The organism is Shouchella phoenicis, from assembly GCF_047238345.1.
In the GTDB taxonomy this organism is placed as follows: Bacteria; Bacillota; Bacilli; order Bacillales; family Bacillaceae_D; genus Shouchella.
Genome location: NZ_JBDFMQ010000001.1, coordinates 817662 through 835997 on the forward strand (window position 1 = coordinate 817662; position 18336 = coordinate 835997).

The following is an 18336-nucleotide window of genomic DNA, read 5'->3' on the forward strand; positions in this document are numbered from 1 at the left end:
TGAATGAAGGAAGTTCATTCATGAAGACTATTTATCGTGACAATTGTTGTCAGGTTCTTTGGTTAGAATAGAAAGGACATGAAAGGAGTGACAAAAAGGTGGACAATCGAAAGCTTATCTTATTTATAGCAACAAGCCTGGATGGGTATATTGCGACTAAAGAAGAAAAACTAGATTGGTTATTTGAAGTTGACGGAGAAGGTGATAATGGATTTGCCCGTTTTTATGAGACTGTAGATACAGTTGTGATGGGCAGACGTACATTTGATTGGGTTAACCAAGAAGTTGTTGATTACCCGTATCAAGATAAGTCTAGTTATGTATTTACTCGTTCAAATGAACGATCCCATGAACATGCAGTATTTCTTAACGATCATGTAGGGACGGTTATGAGGGATTTAAAGCAACAGAAAGGGAAATCCATTTGGTTAATTGGTGGAGGAGAATTACTCTATACTTGTCTAAAAGAAAGGCTTGTTGATGAAGTAATTCTTACTGTCGCGCCAAAATTAATTGGTAAGGGTATTCCTCTGTTTCGAGAAGGGTTTGACCAAATCGATTTGACGTTAAAGCATGTCCATACGTTTAATCAATTTGTTGAATTGCATTATGTCGTGGATCAGAAGGCTTGAGTGATGTTGCTCAAGCCTTCTTTTTGGGTATTAATAACGAATTAAAAACGAACATTTATTATCGGTTATTGATTTAAAGAGTCAGTTGAGTTTTTTTATAGGATTACAACAATCAATTCTCTGTCGCATATGGAGAGTGTTCTATAGTAGACACTGACTTAAATTTACGACTGAGTAAGTGTCATAATTGCTTTTGAAATTGCCGACGAATCCTACGAAAATAGGACGTATTTGAAGCGATTTCAACGAGGTTTTAAGCGGAAATATCTAAGGACGTGCCTGGAAAACGTGTTCGCCAATTGAGGTGAATGTTGGTTTTTTATAAGACGATGTAAAGGTTATGAAATTGATTCGATTCATATAGAGCAGAAATGAAAAGATTCAGATAAAATATTTGACAGCGCTTTCATATGGTGGTATGTTCTTTTATATAACAAATAAATGAATTCCGTTTTAATAATGTTAAATAATAAGATGCGAGGAGATGAAAGAAGAGTGTTTAGTCCTCAAGTTGAAACTGCTAGTCGAGAAGAACTGCACAAATGGCAATCGGAAGGTCTAATCCGAACGGTAGAAGCTGTTTATAAACACGTGCCTTTTTATCGGGACAGATTCGTTGAAGCTGGTGTTCAGCCTCATGACATTCAATCCATCTCAGACATTACAACATTACCGTTTACAAAAAAACAAGATTTACGTGATCATTATCCATTTGGCTTACTTGCTGTTCCGAAACAGAAGCTAGCCAGAATTCACGCTTCATCTGGTACAAGCGGAAAACCAACAATTGTTGGGTACACAAAAAAAGATCTAAAGCATTGGGGAGAGATGACTGCACGAGCCATTGTGGCAGCAGGAGGAAGTGAGAGTGACCTTATACACAATGCTTATGGGTACGGTTTATTTACTGGTGGTTTAGGTTTACACGGAGGCATTGAAGCACTTGGGGCAGCAGCGATTCCGGTATCAGGCGGGAATACAGAAAGACAAATTCTTCTACTTCAAGACTTACAGCCAGACGGTATTTGTGCGACGCCTTCGTATATGATTAGCCTGATTGAAAAAATGGAGCAGATGGGCTGTTCTCCTGCATCGATTGGGTTGAAATATGGCATTTTTGGAGCTGAGCCGTGGTCAGAAGAAATGCGGACTAAACTAGAACAAAAGCTCGGAATAAAAGCAATTGATATCTATGGTTTAAGCGAGGTGCTTGGTCCAGGCGTATCGGCGGAGTGCCATCAAGGGCAGAACGGACTACATATCGCAGAAGACCATTTTCTAGTAGAAGTGATCAATCCAGAGACATTGGAGCCAGTAGAAGAAGGAACGTTTGGTGAACTCGTGTTTACAAGCTTAACAAAAGAAGCGCTTCCAATCATCCGCTATCGTACAGGTGACATTGCCGCACTTACAACCGCACCATGCTCATGTGGACGAACGACGGCTCGGATGACAAGAGTCAAAGGTCGTACAGATGATATGTTCATCATTCGAGGTGTAAATGTGTTTCCATCTGAAATGGAGCGTGTGTTGCTAGAGATGGAAGAACTTGTACCACATTATCAGATTCATCGTATACAGCAGGGCTCAATGGAAGCGGCACGTGTCCATGTAGAAGTATGTGAGCAGTTTTATCAACAAGTAAATGGTGATCTCATGCATGACCATGTCCACGTGTTGAAAAAAACAATCGCGAAACAGCTTAAATCTACCTGCCTGATTTCTGTTGAGATTGTGTTAGAGAAACCAGGTGGAATTCCACGGTCAGAAGGGAAAGCAATTCGTATTATTGACCACCGTCACAAACAGCAGGAGGGTGTGGCCAAATGAGAAAGGAGTCTGTCGATATAATCGTAATTGGTGGAGGACCTGTTGGCTTATTTGCTGCCTTTTATGCAGGAATGCGAGGAATGTCCGTAAAAATAATCGAAAGTTTACCTCAATTAGGTGGACAGCTAAGTGCCCTTTATCCTGAAAAATATATTTATGATGTGGCTGGCTTCCCGAAAGTTCGTGCCCAAGCGCTAGTAGATGGCTTAGTGGAGCAAATGAATCCATTTCAACCGATTGTCTGCTTAGAAGAGGAAGTAACAGATGTGAGGAAAGATGAGGATGATCTTTTCAACATTACAACAAATCACACGACCCACATAGGAAAAACCATTTTAATTACAGCAGGAAACGGTGCCTTTCAACCAAGAAAAATGAAGGTTGAACGAGAAGGCGCGTTTAAGGGAACGAACATTCATTATTTCGTTCCAGATATGAGAGCGTTCGCAGACAAAGACGTTGCTATTTTTGGTGGTGGCGATTCAGCTGTAGACTGGGCGCTTATGCTAGAACCAATTGCTAAGAGTGTGAGACTGATCCATCGACGTGAGGCGTTTCGTGCCCACGAGCATAGTGTTGAGTTACTAAAGAACTCATCAGTAGAAACGCTCACTCCTTATGCGCCGATTGAACTAATTGGAGCAGACCGAGTCGATCGTGTTGTACTTCAACATGTTAAAACAGAAGATGTTTTGCCAATTGAAGTTGACGATATCATTGTAAATTACGGGTTCGTGTCGACGCTTGGTCCCATTAAACATTGGGGACTACACATTGAAAAGAACTCAATTGTTGTAAACGCAAGACAAGAAACATCGATACCTGGAATCTATGCAGCTGGTGACATTTGTACATTTGATGGAAAAGTAAAATTGATAGCAAGTGGTTTTGGTGAAGCTCCGACCGCTGTTAGCAATGCGAAAGTGTATATTGATCCGAAGGCGAGAGTTCAGCCTCCACATAGCACGAGTATTATGGGGTCAGGAGACGAGAAAGCGCCTGTTCGATCATGATTGAAAAGGAGTGTACACAATGGCGAAATTTGTATGTGTGAACCAAGAAACATGTATTTCGTGTGGGTCTTGCGGAGCGATTGCCCCTGATGTATTTGAGTATGATGATTCAGGTTTAGCCTATGTTCACCTTGATAACAATGAAGGGTCTACCGAAGTACCCGAGGCGTTCCATGATGATGTAGATGATGCTTCTGAGGAATGTCCTACTGGCTCCATAAAAGTAGCAGTTGAACCAATTTTGGTTGATCAACGATCATAGTCTTTTATTAGAAAGGGTGACGAACATGTATGTGACGACTGAATCTATGACAGAAGAAGAGCGAATGGCGATGTTCATGAATCGAATTGAAGCAGGAGAAAAAATTGAAGCAGATGACTGGATGCCTGAAGAATATCGCTTAACGTTAATAAAGTTAATCTCTATGCATGGAATTAGTGAGATCATGGGGGCACTTCCAGAAAAAGAATGGGTTCCACGAGCACCTTCTTTGCATAGAAAACTCGGAATTATGGCGAAAGTTCAAGATGAGATGGGGCATGGTCAGCTATTAATTCGAGTGGTGGAAGATTTAATGAAACCATATGGACGAAATCGTGCCGATATGATGCAAGATCTCTTTTCTGGAAAACTGAAATTCCATAATGTGTTTCATATGAAGACAAAAACCTGGGCAGATGCGGGTATTATCGGCTGGTTAGTGGATGGTGCAGCGATTATTACACAGACAAACATGCTTGGTGCTTCTTATGGGCCTTATGCTCGTGCATTAAAGCGAATTTGTGCAGAAGAAGTGTTTCACGCTCAACATGGAGAAGCGATTATTATGGCGTTGGCAGAAGGAAACGAGAATCAGCGCGAAATGATTCAAGAAGCATTAAATCGTTGGTGGGAGCCGCTGTTAATGTTCTTTGGTCCAGCAAGTAAAGAAACAACAGGTTCTTCAAAACAAGATGTCACGATTAAATATAAGATTCGGACCGATACAAACGAACAGCTTCGTCAACGATTTTTGTCAAAGTACATTCCGCGTGTATGGTCATTAGGTTTAACCATTCCTGATCCAACGCTCTCTTATAATGAAGAAACGAAAGTATGGTCCTATCAGCAACCAGACTGGAATGAGTTTAAGAAAATCACGCGAAATGAAGGGCCATTTTCACAAGAGCGACTGAACTTAAGAAGAGTATCGTATGACAATAACGCGTGGGTGAGGCGAGCGTTAGCTCAATAGGAGGTTAACTAAATGAGTGATCAAGGTTTTTACAAAGAATTTGAAGTGTTTAGTAAAAGGAATGATGCGTCGCCATTTACTCATCAATTTAGCTTAACTGCGCCTAATCAGGAACTGGCGCTTGTAATGGCACAAGAAAATTTCATGAGGAGAGAACCGGTTGCAGATATTTGGGTCGTTGAACGAGCAGATATACGAGGGCTGTCCGAAGGGGAGAAAGCAAGCCTTCAAAGACTTGATAATAAGGATTATCGAAATACAAAAGGCTACGGGTATTTAAAAAAGAAATGGCGTCAGTATGAGCAAGGAGTATTAGACGAAAAAGAAATTATGTCTTGGCAAGGAGGGGAGAAGAAATGAATATAGCGGGAATGACAGATGTGGAAAGAGAAGCGTTAGTTGAGCTGTTGCTTCAACTTGGAGATGATGATTTTATTTACGCGTTTCGAGGGGCAGAGTGGCTCGGTCTCGCTCCTCATATTGAAGAAGATGTGGCATCTGCATCGATCAGTCAAAATAGTATGGGCCATGCGGTGATGTTCTATGAATTAGCTGAAGAATTAGGGCTGGAAGAAGCAAATGTGCTCGCTCATGGCAGGTCGGCTAAAGAAAGACGCAATAGTGTGTTAGTAGAGCGAGTGAACGGCGAAGGTTCTTATATGGGAACGCCAACGTTTGATTGGGCGTATACGGTTGTCCGCAACTATTTCTATACGTTAGCAAAAAAATTAAAAATGGATGCGCTGCAAAAGAGTTCATATGAACCACTTGTGGATGTTGCAAAAAAAGTGAACATGGAGCTCCATTATCACCTCATGCATTGGCGTACATGGTTTGTGCAGTTGCTCCAGTCAACCGAAGAAGCTAAGGAAAAGATGATTCATGCGATTGAAGCGGTCATGCAAGATTTTGGCGACTTAATTGATTATGGTCATTTGTCTAAAGAAATCGAAATAAAAGCGTATATTGCCCCTGCAAATGATGTGGAAACACGCTGGATGGAAATCATGAAGCCAATCGTAGAGTCACTCGGTTTATCAAGTCGTCTTTTGCAGTATGAGCAAAAGCAAAATGGACGGAATAATGAGCATACTGCTGATCTAGAAGAAGCCATTGCTACTTTATCTGAAGTATACCGAGCGGACCCGGTTGCAAGTTGGTAAAGACAAATAAGGAGAGGAGATGTGTCATGACCTACACCGAAATGAACATAGTCGGTTTTGAACAGATAATGGAACAACTTGAAACCGTCAAAGATCCAGAGATTGATACGGTTAGCATTATCGATTTAGGGATGGTAGAGCGTTTAGATCGAGCGGGCGCAACGATTGACATTGACATCTTACCGACCTTCTTAGGATGCCCAGCGTTACCCATTATTCAAAAGAATATTAAACAGGCGTTGTTACGCATTACAGGTGTTGAGTCGGTGAATGTCACGTTTGTTCATTCTCCCCCTTGGACATCCGATCGAATTAATGAGAAGGGTCAACAAGGATTGAAAGCATTTGGGATTGCCCCGCCGCCAGAATTTTTAGAAGCAGATGGGTCATGGCACATCGATTGTCCTTATTGTTCATCAACCTATGTCACACTGGATAATTTATTTGGTCCAACTGCGTGTCGAAGTATTCTTTATTGCAAATCTTGTAAGAACCCTTTCGAAGCAATGAAACCAGTTTCCACACTTTAACCAAATTAGAGGAGAGATGTACACATGGCAAAATTAGTAGCGTTATACAAACAACCCGAGGATAAACAAGCATTTGACGAGCATTATTTCAATGTGCATGCCCCGTTAACGGAAAAAATTCCAGGGCTAAAGGAAATGAACGTAACAACATTTAGCGGCACCCCAATGGGAGATGCATCCCCGTATTATTTAATGTGTGAGATGAAGTACGACAGCATGGAAGATCTCAAAAATGGTATGCGTTCAGATGAAGGAAAAGCGTCTGGAAAAGATTTAATGTCGTTTGCTGGAAAGCTTGTGACGTTAATGATTGCTGAGGATGAGTAATTGTGTCCTTCACCTTTATCGATGCAACTGTTCAAAACCGTGTCGGTCGTATTGAACTAAATCGACCAGATCAATTAAATGCACTTAACCGGCAAATGATAAATGAAATCGTTACAGCATTAGAGGACCACGATCGGACTGACAAGGTAAACGTCATTCTCATAACTGGCAAAGGGAAAGCGTTTAGCGCTGGAGCAGATATTGATGAGATGAAAGATTTATCGCCTGTTGACCTTGAGTACTTGAATCAGTTTGCGGACTGGGATCGGATGGCGATGATTAAAAAGCCGATCCTTTGTGCTGTTCAAGGAGTCGCGTTAGGTGGAGGGTTCGAGCTCGTTTTAAGTTGTGATCTTGTCCTTGCAACGGAAAAAACGATGTTTGCATTTCCAGAGGTGAACATCGGTGTCATGCCAGGTGCTGGAGGGACACAGCGCTTAACGAAGCTAGTTGGAAAGACAAAAGCACTCGAATGGTTGTTAACTGGAGACCGCATTTCGGCTACGGAAGCATTACAGTATGGCATAATTAATAAAGTTGTGCAACCGGAATTACTAGAAGAGGAAGCCATTGGCTTTGCCGAACGGTTAGCAAAACAGCCTGCGCTCTCTCTTCGTTTGATAAAGGATGCGGTTCAAGTCGCTCAGCATGCATCTGTCTATGATGGCATGCAACAGGAACGAAAAAATTTCTATCTTCTTTTCGCCTCCCATGACCAAAAAGAGGGAATGGAAGCGTTTGTTGAAAAACGGAACCCGAAGTATGAAGGGAGATAACGATGAGCGAGATTCTTTATGAGGAGCGAGACGGGTTAGGGATTATTACACTCAATCGACCAAAAGCGTATAACGCATTAACAAGCTCCATGTTGCAGCAATTAAAGAAACAGTTAAGCGTAGCAGAGAGATCGTCGAGCGTCCGCTGTGTTGTGTTAACAGGAGCTGGGAAAGCATTTTGCTCGGGGCAGGATTTACATGATGTGAATGACGATGCTGACCATGGTGAGATGCTTCGTCAGTTTTATGCACCTGTTATTCAGCAAATGAAAGCAAGTGAAAAACCGCTCATTGCTAATGTAAATGGTGTTGCCGCAGGTGCAGGCTTTAGTCTTGCGTTAGCGTGTGATTTTCGTTTATTGCATGAAAGAGCGAGCTTCATTAATGCGTTTATTCACGTCGGTCTCGTCCCTGATTCTGGCAACCTTTACTTCTTACGTCGACTCATTGGTGAAGCAAAAACCATTGAGCTTGCCATGCTCGGTGAAAAAGTCTCAGCGAAAGAAGCGGAACGGTTGAACCTCGCCACGAGAGTCTACGAAGATGAAGACTATCAAAACGAGGCGCTCGCTTTTGCAAAGCACGTCGCTTCTCTCCCTACAAAAGGGTTGGCTTTCATAAAACGCGGATTAAACAAAACGGATGGCGAGTTAAATGATTATTTGGAGATGGAAGCACAATTACAACGGCTAGCAGGTCAAACGAACGATCATCTAGAAGGTATCCAGGCATTTAAAGAAAAGCGCAAACCCACGTTTAACGGTTATTAAGTTTTGCACGAGATAAGAAAGGAGTGCTTACATCGTGAAATCAATCGCTGTCATTGGATCGGGTGTGATGGGAAGAGGCATTGCGTATGTTGCGGCCAGAGCTGGTTTTAGAACCAACTTGGTAGATATTGATGATCAAGCGCTTGTACAGGCAGAATCGTCTATTTATAGGCTTGTCCAAAAAGGACTTGAACGTGGCAAGATTACAGAATATGAGAAAGATGTGATTCTGAACGGACTTCAGTTTTATTCTTCCGTTGAATCCGCTGTATCGGATGTCGATCTTGTCATTGAAGCCGTTCCAGAAATAAGGGATATTAAGCAAAAAGTGTTTGAGCAAATCGAATATTATGCGCAAGCCGACTGCTTATTTGCATCAAATACTTCAACAATGAGTCCAACAGAAATAGGTTCTTATAGCAAGCGTGCAGAAAAAACAATTGCCATGCACTTTTTTAACCCGGTACATCAAATGAAACTCGTCGAAATTGTACGCGGATTGGAGACAAGTGATGAGACCGTTGCAGCCGTTAAACAGGTCGCCGAAAAAATGGGCAAAGAAACGGTTGTAATTAATGAATTTCCTGGCTTTGTGACGAGTCGAATGAGTGCGCTTGTTGGAAACGAAGCGTTCTTTATGTTGCAAGAAGGCTTAGGTACGCCTGAAGAGATTGATAAAGCAATTAAATTAGGATTGAATTATCCAATGGGACCGTTTGAATTAGGCGATCTTGTGGGTCTCGACACCCGACTTAACAACTTAAAGTATTTACACGAAAAGCTTGGAGAAAAGTATCGTCCTGCACCATTACTTGAACAATATGTGCAAGCAGGGAGACTTGGAAGAAAGTCAGGAAAAGGTGTGTTTGATTATACAGAGGATGAGGTGACGACATGAATGAAGTGGTCATTGTAGATGCAGCTCGTACACCAATTGGTCGCTATAAAGGCGGGTTAAAAACCGTTCGTCCTGACGACTTGGCGGCTACCGTGATTAAAGCACTTGTAGAACGAAATCGGTTGGTACAACCGGATATGATAGAAGAAGTAGTAATGGGCAATGCCAATGGTGCTGGAGAAGAAAATCGAAATGTAGCTAGAATGTCTGCTCTATTAGCTGGTTTACCGCAAGAAGTCGCAGGTACAACGATCAATCGCTTATGCGGGTCTGGCCTTGATGCTATTTTGTATGCAGCGAGATGTATCGCTGTTGGTGATGGGGACGTCTTTATTGCTGGTGGAACCGAAAGCATGACAAGAGCACCTTACGTGATGGCAAAGCCGGAAATGGACTATCCAAGAGGCTCGATGGAGTTGCTAGATACAACCATTGGCTGGCGATTTACGAACTCAGCTCTAGAAGAAAAATACGGCGCAGATTCTATGCCGAAAACAGCAGACAATGTAGCCGAACGGTTTACCATTTCCAGAGAAAGACAAGATCAGTTTGCTTATACGAGTCAACAACGCGCTCACCAAGCAATGGAATCAAATCGGTTTGCAGATGAACTAATTCCTGTGTCATATAAAGACAAAAAAGGGAATACCCTCACGATTGATCAAGATGAGCACCCACGTCCACAAACAAGCATGGAGAAGCTACAAAGTCTAAAGCCACTCTTTCCAAATGGAACGGTTACGGCAGGTAATGCATCTGGTGTAAACGATGGGGCGAGTGCGGTCCTATTAATGTCAGCTGCGAAAGCAAAAGAACTAGGTTTGAAACCAATTGCGCGCTACAAAAGTAGCGGTGTTGCAGGTGTCGAGCCAGCGATTATGGGAATAGGTCCAATTACAGCAACTGAAAAAGCTTTGTCCCGAGCGGATTTAACGGTAAAGGACCTCGATGTCGTTGAGCTTAATGAAGCCTTCGCGGCACAAGCACTAGCCTGTATAGATGGTCTAAAGCTTGATTCTACTAAGGTGAATGTGAATGGTGGCGCCATTGCGTTCGGTCACCCGCTTGGTGCAAGTGGAGCGCGGATCGTGACGACTTTAGTACATGAAATGAAGCGTTCGCATGCTCGATATGGATTAGCTACGATGTGTATTGGTGTCGGTCAAGGAATTGCGGCTATTTTCGAACGAGTAGAAGAAGAATAAAATGAATCTGATTGTTTCAAAATCAAGACTTTTCCAAATCCTCCATAAGCGATATAATAGATCTTAAGGAACCGTTTTAAATCTGTTAGAAAGAGTGAAGGATATGAGTGCAAATACACAATCTATGATCTTTACAATCTATGGAGACTATATTCGTCATTATGGAAGCAAAATTTGGATTGGAAGTTTAATTAAACTATTAAAGGAATTTGGACATAATGAGCAAGCCGTCCGTGTTGCCGTATCACGTATGGTAAAGCAAGGGTGGTTGTTGTCAGAGCGAAAAGGCACAAAAAGCTTTTATTCATTAACAACTCGAGGGATGGCTCGCATGGATGAGGCAGGAGATCGAATTTTTAAGTTTGAGGATCATGAATGGGATGGGAAGTGGCGGATGTTGCTTTATAAAATCCCTGAAGATCAACGTCAAATTCGTGACGAGTTAAGAAAAGAACTCTTATGGAGTGGCTTTGGTAGTTTTTCAGCATCCTGTTGGATCTCTCCCAATCCGTTAGAAGAGCGTGTGCAGGCGTTAATTACTAAATATGACATTAACGAGTATGTCGATTTTTTTGAGGCGGTTTACAAGAGCGAAGACAATCTAAACCTCGTTGAAAAAAGTTGGCAGCTTGCAGAGATTGAACAGAAGTATGAAGCGTTTGTTGCCCAATATTCACGTTCGTTTATTGCCCATCAGGCTGCAATTAAACAAAATGTTCTAAATGACGCAGATTGTTTTGTTGTGCGAACGAATCTTGTCCATGAATATCGTAAGTTTCTATTCATTGATCCTGGTCTACCAAAGGAGTTACTCCCGACTAATTGGAATGGACGAGAGGCGAAATTACTCTTTAGTCAGTACTATCGCTTACTAGCAGAGCCGGCAAGTCGCTTTTTTGAAGCCGTGTTTGAAGAAGACAACGACCTGGCTTCTAAAGAGTCTGGCTATGATGCTCATAGTCATCCATTAATTGTAGAAGAATAGGAGGGCTGGAATGGTAACCCGATTATTAAATATACAGTACCCGATCATTCAAGGGGGAATGGGAAACATTAGTGATCCCATTCTCGTGGCTGCTGTTTCTGAAGCTGGTGGGTTAGGAACAATTGGTTGTGGAACACTTCAAGCCATGGAAGTAAAAGAAAAAATTGTCGCGACAAGAAAGCGAACAACGAAGCCGTTTGCGCTAAATATTCCGCTCGCTGTTAATGAAGATCGAGAAGAATTGATTAATTTGGCAATTAACGAAGCAGTACCTGTTGTCTCACTATCTGCGGGCAATCCTCAACCCTTTATTTCACGGTTAAAACAGCATGGAATTACGGTAATATGTGTGGTTGCGACAGTTAAGCAAGGAAGAAAAGCAGAAGAAGCCGGTGCAGATCTTCTTGTAGCTGAAGGGTTTGAAGCTGCAGGGATTAACGCAATGCAAGAAATGACAACGCTTACATTAATCCCGCAACTAGTTGAACGTGTTCAAGTTCCCGTTGTAGCAGCAGGAGGCATTGGGAATGGGAAAGGGTTGGCGGCTGTATTGATGTTAGGAGCGGTAGGTGCCCAGATGGGAACACGCTTTATTGCCACTCAAGATGCACCTTATAGCCAGCGCTATAAAGAAAAACTCCTCAACGCCACGGATCAATCCACGCTCGTTTTAGGGCGAGCACATGGGCAGGTAAGACGTGTATTAAAAGGGGTTTATACTGAAAATTTACACAAACACGAACGACACCATAGTGCTAGTGACTATCAAATCTTCACTTCCGAGGATGCACACAAAAAAGGGGCAATTGACGGCAATGACGAGCAAGGCTTTATGAACGGAGGGCAAGTGGCTGGTCTCATTAACGATTTGCCAACTGTAAAGGACTTATTAGACACCATGATTGCAGAAGCGAAGGCTGTCATGCAAGAAAAAATGTCGCTCTTGGACTAAATGAATCCAAATAAGGAGGCTTTCATGGCTAAAAAAAGAGAATATGGTGCAATTCATCCCGGAATCAAATGGGGACCATTTACAATGAGAATTCCTGGGGTGCATATTGGTTGGACGCCAAGTCAACTATTCCAAGGAGGGCTGCTTCTTCTTGCAACAAGTGGTTCTGTCACACCACTTGTGATGCAATATTTTGATGTGTTATTTGAAGTTGCATGGACACTCGGTTTAATTTTCTTGTTCTTTGTTGTCGCACAAACGATTTTCTTTGGAGATGTATATGCGGCAGGAGCTATAACGCCAGCTTTGCCAATAACACTTGCCTTCGTAGCAACACTCACGCCTGGTGTAGAAGTCATACATGCCTTGACAGCACTTTATATTATGTGCGCACTTATCTTTTTATTTTTTGGGGCGACAGGTCTTGGGTTGAAATTTAATCAGCTCGTTCCCAATGTGTTAAAAGCAGGGATCATTATGGGCGGTGCGATTGCTGCATTCCGAACGGAGTTAGATCGACTTCCAACGATGCCCTTTACATTAGTAACAGCTTGGGCGATTACGTTATTCCTCTTATATTCTCTACCTTTTAAACAATTATCGAGTACAAAACTTAAAATCTTTGTTGCAGGGAATGCGATGTTAGTAGGGCTTGTGTTCGCAACAGGCGTTGGTCTTCTTACAGGGGAACTTTCGTTTTCATTGACGTGGGGATTCTTTATTCCGCCAATTGCTGAGACATTCAGCACTTTATCAATTTGGTCAATTGGGGTACCATCATGGGGAGTCTTTCTTTCTGTCTTACCACTTGCTATCTTAATCTATATTTTGGCTTTTAGTGATCTTTTAATCGGTGATACGTTAATGAAAGGAGCTGACCAAATTAGGAAGGACGAAAAAATTGACGTAAATGCGACGAGAAGTCACTATGCACTAGCAGCTAGAAATTTTTTACAAGTCATAACCGTTGGGCCAATGCTATGGATGCACGGTCCCATTTGGGTAGGCGTTCAAGTGTTTATTATTGAACGATACAAGCAAGGTCGCAAGATTATGGATACGATATTCGCTGGACCAATGAATTTTTACATCTTGGCGATTCCGCTTGGGTTCCTCTTACCTGTAATCTCAATTATTACGCCATTATTTCCTGTTGCCTTATCTGTTGCGCTTCTACTCACAGGGTTTGCGTGTGCTTATGTGGCAATGTCAATGGTAGAAGATCAAACCACAGGTGGAATGATTCTAATTATTGGGATGGTAACGGCCTTTCTCGGTGCGGCTTGGGGACTAGGTGTTGGTCTTGTGTTGTACATATTACTTATTGGACTAACAGGTAAAAAAGAAGAAAAAAGAAAAATGGAGGCAGATAAAGAAATCTCGTAGAATAGATAGAGTATCGGTTTTAATAGGAAGGAGTCGAAACATGGAAAAACAACAGTGGTCCTCAAAGTATGGCTTTATATTAGCTGCAGCTGGATCTGCAATTGGGCTTGGTGCAATATGGAAATTCCCTTATGTAGCTGGAGAAAATGGTGGGGGCGCGTTTTTCCTAATCTTTATTTTGTTTACACTGCTCGTCGGTTTGCCTCTCTTAATCGGTGAGTTCGTCATTGGTCGAAGTACACAAAAAAATGCTGTCGATTCATACAAAACGATTGCTCCAGGGACGTCATGGTATTTACTAGGGAGACTTGGAATGGTAACGGCCTTTCTCTTACTCTCTTTTTACAGCGTCGTCGGCGGTTGGATTTTACTTTACATTTGGAAAGTGATTACAGGTCAGCTTTCAGGGCTTGATGGTGCTGAATATGGGGACATTTTAAACCAAACAATTGCCGATCCGGTTTTAGCGATAGTCGGACATTTGATTTTTATGGTTCTGGTTATGGCGGTAGTCTCAAGAGGTGTGCAAAAAGGAATTGAAAAAGCCAGCGTCATTATGATGCCAGCCTTATTTATTTTATTCCTTGTGATTGTTGTTCGCTCTGTCACATTAGATGGCGCGATGGAAGGGATCTCGTTTTTACTCGTGCCTGATTTCAGTTCTTTAACCGGTGAAGGGGTCTTGTTTGCCATGGGGCAATCATTCTTCGCCCTAAGTTTAGGGATTTCGGTCATGGTGACGTACAGTTCATATTTATCAAAGCAAGAGAATTTGGTGCAGTCTGCAAGTGCGATTGTCATTATGAATTTCCTTGTAGCACTTCTTGCAGGGCTAGCGATATTCCCTGCTGTCTTCTCATTTGGACTAAGTCCTGCCGAGGGACCAGCACTTATTTTTGCTGTCTTGCCGACTGTATTTAGCCAAATGCCGTTTGGGATGGGCTTCCTCTTAATCTTTTTGATTTTATTCTTATTTGCAGCGTTGACATCCGCGTTTTCAATGATTGAAATTATTGTTGCGGCTCAAACGAAAGGTGATGAGCGCAAACGTGCGAAATCAACATGGTTAATTGGACTTGCAATCTTTGTTGTAGGTGTTCCTTCTGCATTGTCTTATGGTGTTTGGTCAGACTTCACCATTTTTGGGCGAATCATATTTGATGCGGTCGACTTTTTAGTCAGTAATATCTTATTGCCTGTAGGGGCATTATTAATTGCCTTATTCATCCCGTTAAGAATGAAGAAAGAAGTACTATTAAAAGAATTTACTTCAGGTAATTCAAAAGGTCGCAAGTTGTTTGCTGCATGGTTGTTGTTTATTCGAATTGTTGTACCAATCGCGATTATTTTCGTTTTTATCCACGCGTTAGGTGGCTTTAATTGGTTAATAGGAGAATAAGAAAGGATGAATCATGATGGAATTAACAAGTGATCAAGCTTTGCTTCAGTGGGATATTTTTCAGGAAATGTCTGAACATGAACAAGTCGTTTTTTGCAATGATCAAGAAAGTGGTTTAAAAGCCATTATTGCCATTCATGACACAACACTCGGCCCCGCTCTTGGCGGGTGCCGGATGTTTCCTTATCGTACGACAGAGGAAGCATTAGAAGATGTCTTGCGCTTATCTCGAGGGATGACAAAAAAATGTGCCGCAGCTGATGTAGATTTTGGTGGAGGAAAGGCCGTTATTATTGGTGACCCAGCCAAAGATAAGACACCCGAGCTATTTCGGGCCTTTGGTCAGTTTGTAGAATCACTTGGTGGACGTTTTTATACAGGTACAGACATGGGCACGACAATGGATGATTTTGTTCATGCGATGAAAGAAACGCGCTGTATCGTGGGTGTACCTGAAGAGTTTGGTGGAAGTGGTGATTCTTCTGTACCAACTGCTGAAGGTGTCATCAATAGTGTGAAAGCAGTGAATTACGTGTTGTATGGGGATCAAAATCTCTCAGGAAAATCGTTTGCCATTCAAGGGTTGGGAAAAGTAGGGTATAAAGTAGCTGTTGCGTTACTTCGAGCTGGAGCTGACTTGTACGTAACAGATTTGCAACCGGCGATTTGCGTAGAGCTAAAAGAATTAGGAAAGCCCCTTTTCCAAGATGTGCAGATTGTGGATGGAGACGACATCTATCGTGTGAAGGCAGATGTGTTTGTTCCTTGTGCAAGAGGGGGAATCTTAAATGATCATACGATCTCTAAATTGAATGTTCGTGCAATTGCCGGTTCTGCCAATAATCAGTTAAAAGAAGCGCGTCATGCAGAGGTATTGCTGCAAAAAGGAATCCTGTATGCACCGGATTATATTGTGAACGGTGGTGGGCTTATACAAGTCGCTGATGAGTTGTATGGAAGCAACAAGAAGCGTGTTGGTGCAAAGACACAGGCAATTTATCACACACTCGTTGATGTGTTAACGACGGCAAAAGAAGATCAAATTTCGACGGAGAAAGCCGCTGAACAATTTGTTGAACAGCGAATGTCTAGCCGCTCAAAGCGGAATAATTTTTTCACAGGACAACTACGACCAAAGTGGACCATTCGACAAGAGAAAGGACTGTTCTAATATGAATGAATTTCCAATGGTGCAGTATATCGACCAAGAAGGTAAGTGGGTTAGTGATGAGGAAAAGCTGAGTCAAGAACAGGTAAGAACGTTCTATTATCATATGCTGAGAATTCGAACGTTCGATAAAAAGGCCGTAACGTTACAACGGCAAGGAAGGCTTGGGACGTACGCTCTTTTTGAAGGCCAAGAAGCAGCTCAAGTTGGAAGTGCGCTCGCATTAGAAAGTAACGATTGGGTATTTCCGACGTATCGCGATCATGGCGCAACCTTAACGTTTGGTGCGGACATGGCAAAGACATTCCTTTATTGGAACGGAAGACTTGAAGGCTGTGTGCCACCTGAGGGAAAACGAATTTTTCCACCAGCTGTGCCAATTGCGACGCAAATCCCCCACGCTGTAGGTGTAGGAATGACCGAAAAACGAAAAGGAACTGGCGCCATTTCGATTGCTTATTTTGGAGATGGAGCGACATCGGAAGGTGATTTTCATGAAGGGCTTAATTTTGGAAGCGTATTCAAAGCGCCGACGATCTTCTTTTGCCAAAATAATGGATTTGCCATCTCCGTCCCGTTCGAAAAGCAAATGAACTCAGAAACCATTGCCCAGAAATCTGTTGCCTATGGCATACCGGGAATACGCATTGATGGAAACGACTGCGTGGCTGTCTATCAAACGGTAAAAAAAGCAGCAGAACGAGCGAGAGCTGGTGATGGGCCAACATTAATTGAGGCGATGACGTGGCGCTATGGTGCACATACCACAGCAGACGACCCGACAAAATACCGCGATCAAACGATAAGTGACGAACGGAGAAAAACAAACGACCCTGTAACAAGACTAGCGCTTTATATGAAGAGTGAGGGCATATGGGATGATGCCTGGGCACAATCGCTAGAAGAAGAGATTACGGCAGAGGTAAATGAAGCAGTCGAAAAAATGGAAGCGTTATCAAAACCCGATGTGAATGATTTGTTTGATTATGTATTCGCAACGCCTGTTTGGCCAATTGAGGAGCAAAAAACAAAGTACTTAAACCATTTAAAAGGAGTGAACGCATAATGGAAGCAACAAAAGACGTGAAGACCAAATCCATGACAATGGTTCAAGCTGTGAATGATGCGTTACGTGTTGCGCTTGAACAAGATGACAACGTCCTTTTACTAGGTGAAGATATTGGTCGCAATGGAGGGGTGTTTCGCGCAACGGATGGTCTGCAAAAGCAGTTTGGGGAAGATCGTGTCATTGATACGCCGTTAAGTGAATCAGGTATCGTTGGTACGGCAGTTGGTTTAGCCATTTCTGGATCTAAGCCGATTGTGGAAATGCAGTTTATGGGCTTTGTGTACCCAGCCTACGAACAAATTATGACGCATGTGTCACGCATTCGAATGCGCTCAATGGGGAACTATTCTGTGCCGATGGTCATCCGAGCACCGTATGGAGCGGGCATTCGGGCACCAGAGATTCATTCGGATTCCGTCGAAACATTGTTTACCCACATGCCCGGTATAAAAGTCGTTTGCCCATCCACACCGAGGGAAGCAAAAGGGCTATTGCTTGCGTCCTTAGCTGATCCTGATCCAGTTCTTTTCATGGAAGCCCTTCGTCTTTACCGTGGAGAGCGTGAAGAAGTGGAAGTGGATGGCTACGAAATTGAAATTGGAAAAGCAAACAAAGTCGCTGATGGCAATGATGTCACGTTGCTTGCATGGGGAGCGATGGTGCCTGTTACGAAGAAAGCGGCAGCAGAAGTAGAGGCAGAGGGCATCACATGTGAAGTGATCGATTTACGTACGCTATTTCCATTAGATAAAGAGATGATTGCTGAATCTGTACAGAAGACAGGACGCGCTGTCATTGTTCACGAAGCACATGCAACAGGCGGACTTGGGAATGATCTTATTAGTTTAATAAACGATACATCATTTTTGTCCATGCGTTCACCAATTGAACGGGTAACAGGGTTTGATGTTCCTGTACCGCTTGGTTCGTTAGAAGACCATTATATCCCGAGTGTTTCAAGAGTGGTGGAAGCGATTCGGAAAACGGTTCAATTCTAG

General features: G+C 42.6%; 20 protein-coding genes. All 20 read left to right on the forward strand.

Features of this window, described 5'->3' with window-relative positions; translation table 11 throughout:
* The first annotated feature begins 98 nt into the window (after positions 1-98).
* The 20 genes from ABC361_RS04540 to ABC361_RS04635 all read left to right on the forward strand — a co-directional run bounded on the left by ABC361_RS04540 (position 99) and on the right by ABC361_RS04635 (position 18336).
* Positions 99-632, forward strand: coding sequence for a dihydrofolate reductase family protein (locus ABC361_RS04540; protein ID WP_413072886.1), 534 nt, complete (start codon positions 99-101; stop codon positions 630-632).
* Positions 633-1127: 495 nt separating this feature from the next.
* The gene (locus tag ABC361_RS04545) at positions 1128-2462 is read left to right on the forward strand and encodes a phenylacetate--CoA ligase family protein (RefSeq protein WP_413072887.1); all 1335 of its coding nucleotides are present in this window, start codon (positions 1128-1130) and stop codon (positions 2460-2462) included.
* Complete coding sequence (locus ABC361_RS04550; protein ID WP_413072888.1) at positions 2459-3475, forward strand: NAD(P)/FAD-dependent oxidoreductase; 1017 nt, start codon at positions 2459-2461, stop codon at positions 3473-3475. The genes ABC361_RS04545 and ABC361_RS04550 overlap by 4 nt, the downstream gene beginning before the upstream one ends.
* 19 nt (positions 3476-3494) lie before the next feature.
* Positions 3495-3737, forward strand: a complete 243-nt coding sequence (locus tag ABC361_RS04555; protein WP_413072889.1) for a ferredoxin — start codon at positions 3495-3497, stop codon at positions 3735-3737.
* A 25-nt stretch (positions 3738-3762) separates the two neighbouring features.
* Positions 3763-4710 carry a 1,2-phenylacetyl-CoA epoxidase subunit PaaA gene (gene paaA / locus ABC361_RS04560; RefSeq protein ID WP_413072890.1) on the forward strand — a complete coding sequence of 316 codons (948 nt, stop codon included), beginning with the start codon at positions 3763-3765 and terminating at the stop codon, positions 4708-4710.
* 12 nt (positions 4711-4722) lie between these two features.
* On the forward strand, positions 4723-5070 hold the full coding sequence (paaB, locus tag ABC361_RS04565; RefSeq protein ID WP_413072891.1) for a 1,2-phenylacetyl-CoA epoxidase subunit PaaB: 348 nt from the start codon (positions 4723-4725) through the stop codon (positions 5068-5070).
* Positions 5067-5873, forward strand: coding sequence for a 1,2-phenylacetyl-CoA epoxidase subunit PaaC (gene paaC / locus ABC361_RS04570; RefSeq protein WP_413072892.1), 807 nt, complete (start codon positions 5067-5069; stop codon positions 5871-5873). Before paaB ends, paaC begins: the two co-directional genes overlap by 4 nt.
* Positions 5874-5899: 26 nt before the next feature.
* A complete protein-coding gene (gene paaD / locus ABC361_RS04575; RefSeq protein WP_413072893.1) occupies positions 5900-6403 on the forward strand; it encodes a 1,2-phenylacetyl-CoA epoxidase subunit PaaD in 504 nt (167 codons plus the stop codon).
* 24 nt (positions 6404-6427) lie between these two features.
* Positions 6428-6730, forward strand: a complete 303-nt coding sequence (locus ABC361_RS04580) for an EthD family reductase (protein ID WP_413072894.1) — start codon at positions 6428-6430, stop codon at positions 6728-6730.
* A complete protein-coding gene (locus tag ABC361_RS04585; RefSeq protein ID WP_413075717.1) occupies positions 6730-7506 on the forward strand; it encodes an enoyl-CoA hydratase/isomerase family protein in 777 nt (258 codons plus the stop codon). The genes ABC361_RS04580 and ABC361_RS04585 overlap by 1 nt, the downstream gene beginning before the upstream one ends.
* 2 nt (positions 7507-7508) lie before the next feature.
* On the forward strand, positions 7509-8276 hold the full coding sequence (locus ABC361_RS04590; RefSeq protein WP_413072895.1) for an enoyl-CoA hydratase-related protein: 768 nt from the start codon (positions 7509-7511) through the stop codon (positions 8274-8276).
* A gap of 31 nt (positions 8277-8307) precedes the next feature.
* Entirely contained in the window at positions 8308-9174 is an 867-nt protein-coding gene (locus tag ABC361_RS04595) for a 3-hydroxyacyl-CoA dehydrogenase (RefSeq protein ID WP_413075718.1), read from the forward strand.
* Positions 9171-10379, forward strand: a complete 1209-nt coding sequence (locus ABC361_RS04600) for a thiolase family protein (RefSeq protein WP_413072896.1) — start codon at positions 9171-9173, stop codon at positions 10377-10379. The genes ABC361_RS04595 and ABC361_RS04600 overlap by 4 nt, the downstream gene beginning before the upstream one ends.
* Before the next feature lie 103 nt (positions 10380-10482).
* Complete coding sequence (gene paaX, locus ABC361_RS04605; protein WP_413072897.1) at positions 10483-11364, forward strand: phenylacetic acid degradation operon negative regulatory protein PaaX; 882 nt, start codon at positions 10483-10485, stop codon at positions 11362-11364.
* Positions 11365-11374: 10 nt separating this feature from the next.
* Positions 11375-12316 carry an NAD(P)H-dependent flavin oxidoreductase gene (locus tag ABC361_RS04610; RefSeq protein WP_413072898.1) on the forward strand — a complete coding sequence of 314 codons (942 nt, stop codon included), beginning with the start codon at positions 11375-11377 and terminating at the stop codon, positions 12314-12316.
* Positions 12317-12340: 24 nt separating this feature from the next.
* Positions 12341-13702: a hypothetical protein gene (locus ABC361_RS04615; protein ID WP_413072899.1), complete on the forward strand. Its 1362-nt coding sequence runs from the start codon at positions 12341-12343 to the stop codon at positions 13700-13702.
* A gap of 40 nt (positions 13703-13742) precedes the next feature.
* A complete protein-coding gene (locus tag ABC361_RS04620) occupies positions 13743-15101 on the forward strand; it encodes a sodium-dependent transporter (protein ID WP_413072900.1) in 1359 nt (452 codons plus the stop codon).
* Between the two features lie 13 nt (positions 15102-15114).
* Positions 15115-16272 carry a Leu/Phe/Val dehydrogenase gene (locus ABC361_RS04625; protein WP_413072901.1) on the forward strand — a complete coding sequence of 386 codons (1158 nt, stop codon included), beginning with the start codon at positions 15115-15117 and terminating at the stop codon, positions 16270-16272.
* 1 nt (position 16273) lies between these two features.
* Complete coding sequence (pdhA, locus tag ABC361_RS04630) at positions 16274-17335, forward strand: pyruvate dehydrogenase (acetyl-transferring) E1 component subunit alpha (RefSeq protein WP_413072902.1); 1062 nt, start codon at positions 16274-16276, stop codon at positions 17333-17335.
* On the forward strand, positions 17335-18336 hold the full coding sequence (locus ABC361_RS04635) for an alpha-ketoacid dehydrogenase subunit beta (RefSeq protein ID WP_413072903.1): 1002 nt from the start codon (positions 17335-17337) through the stop codon (positions 18334-18336). Before pdhA ends, ABC361_RS04635 begins: the two co-directional genes overlap by 1 nt.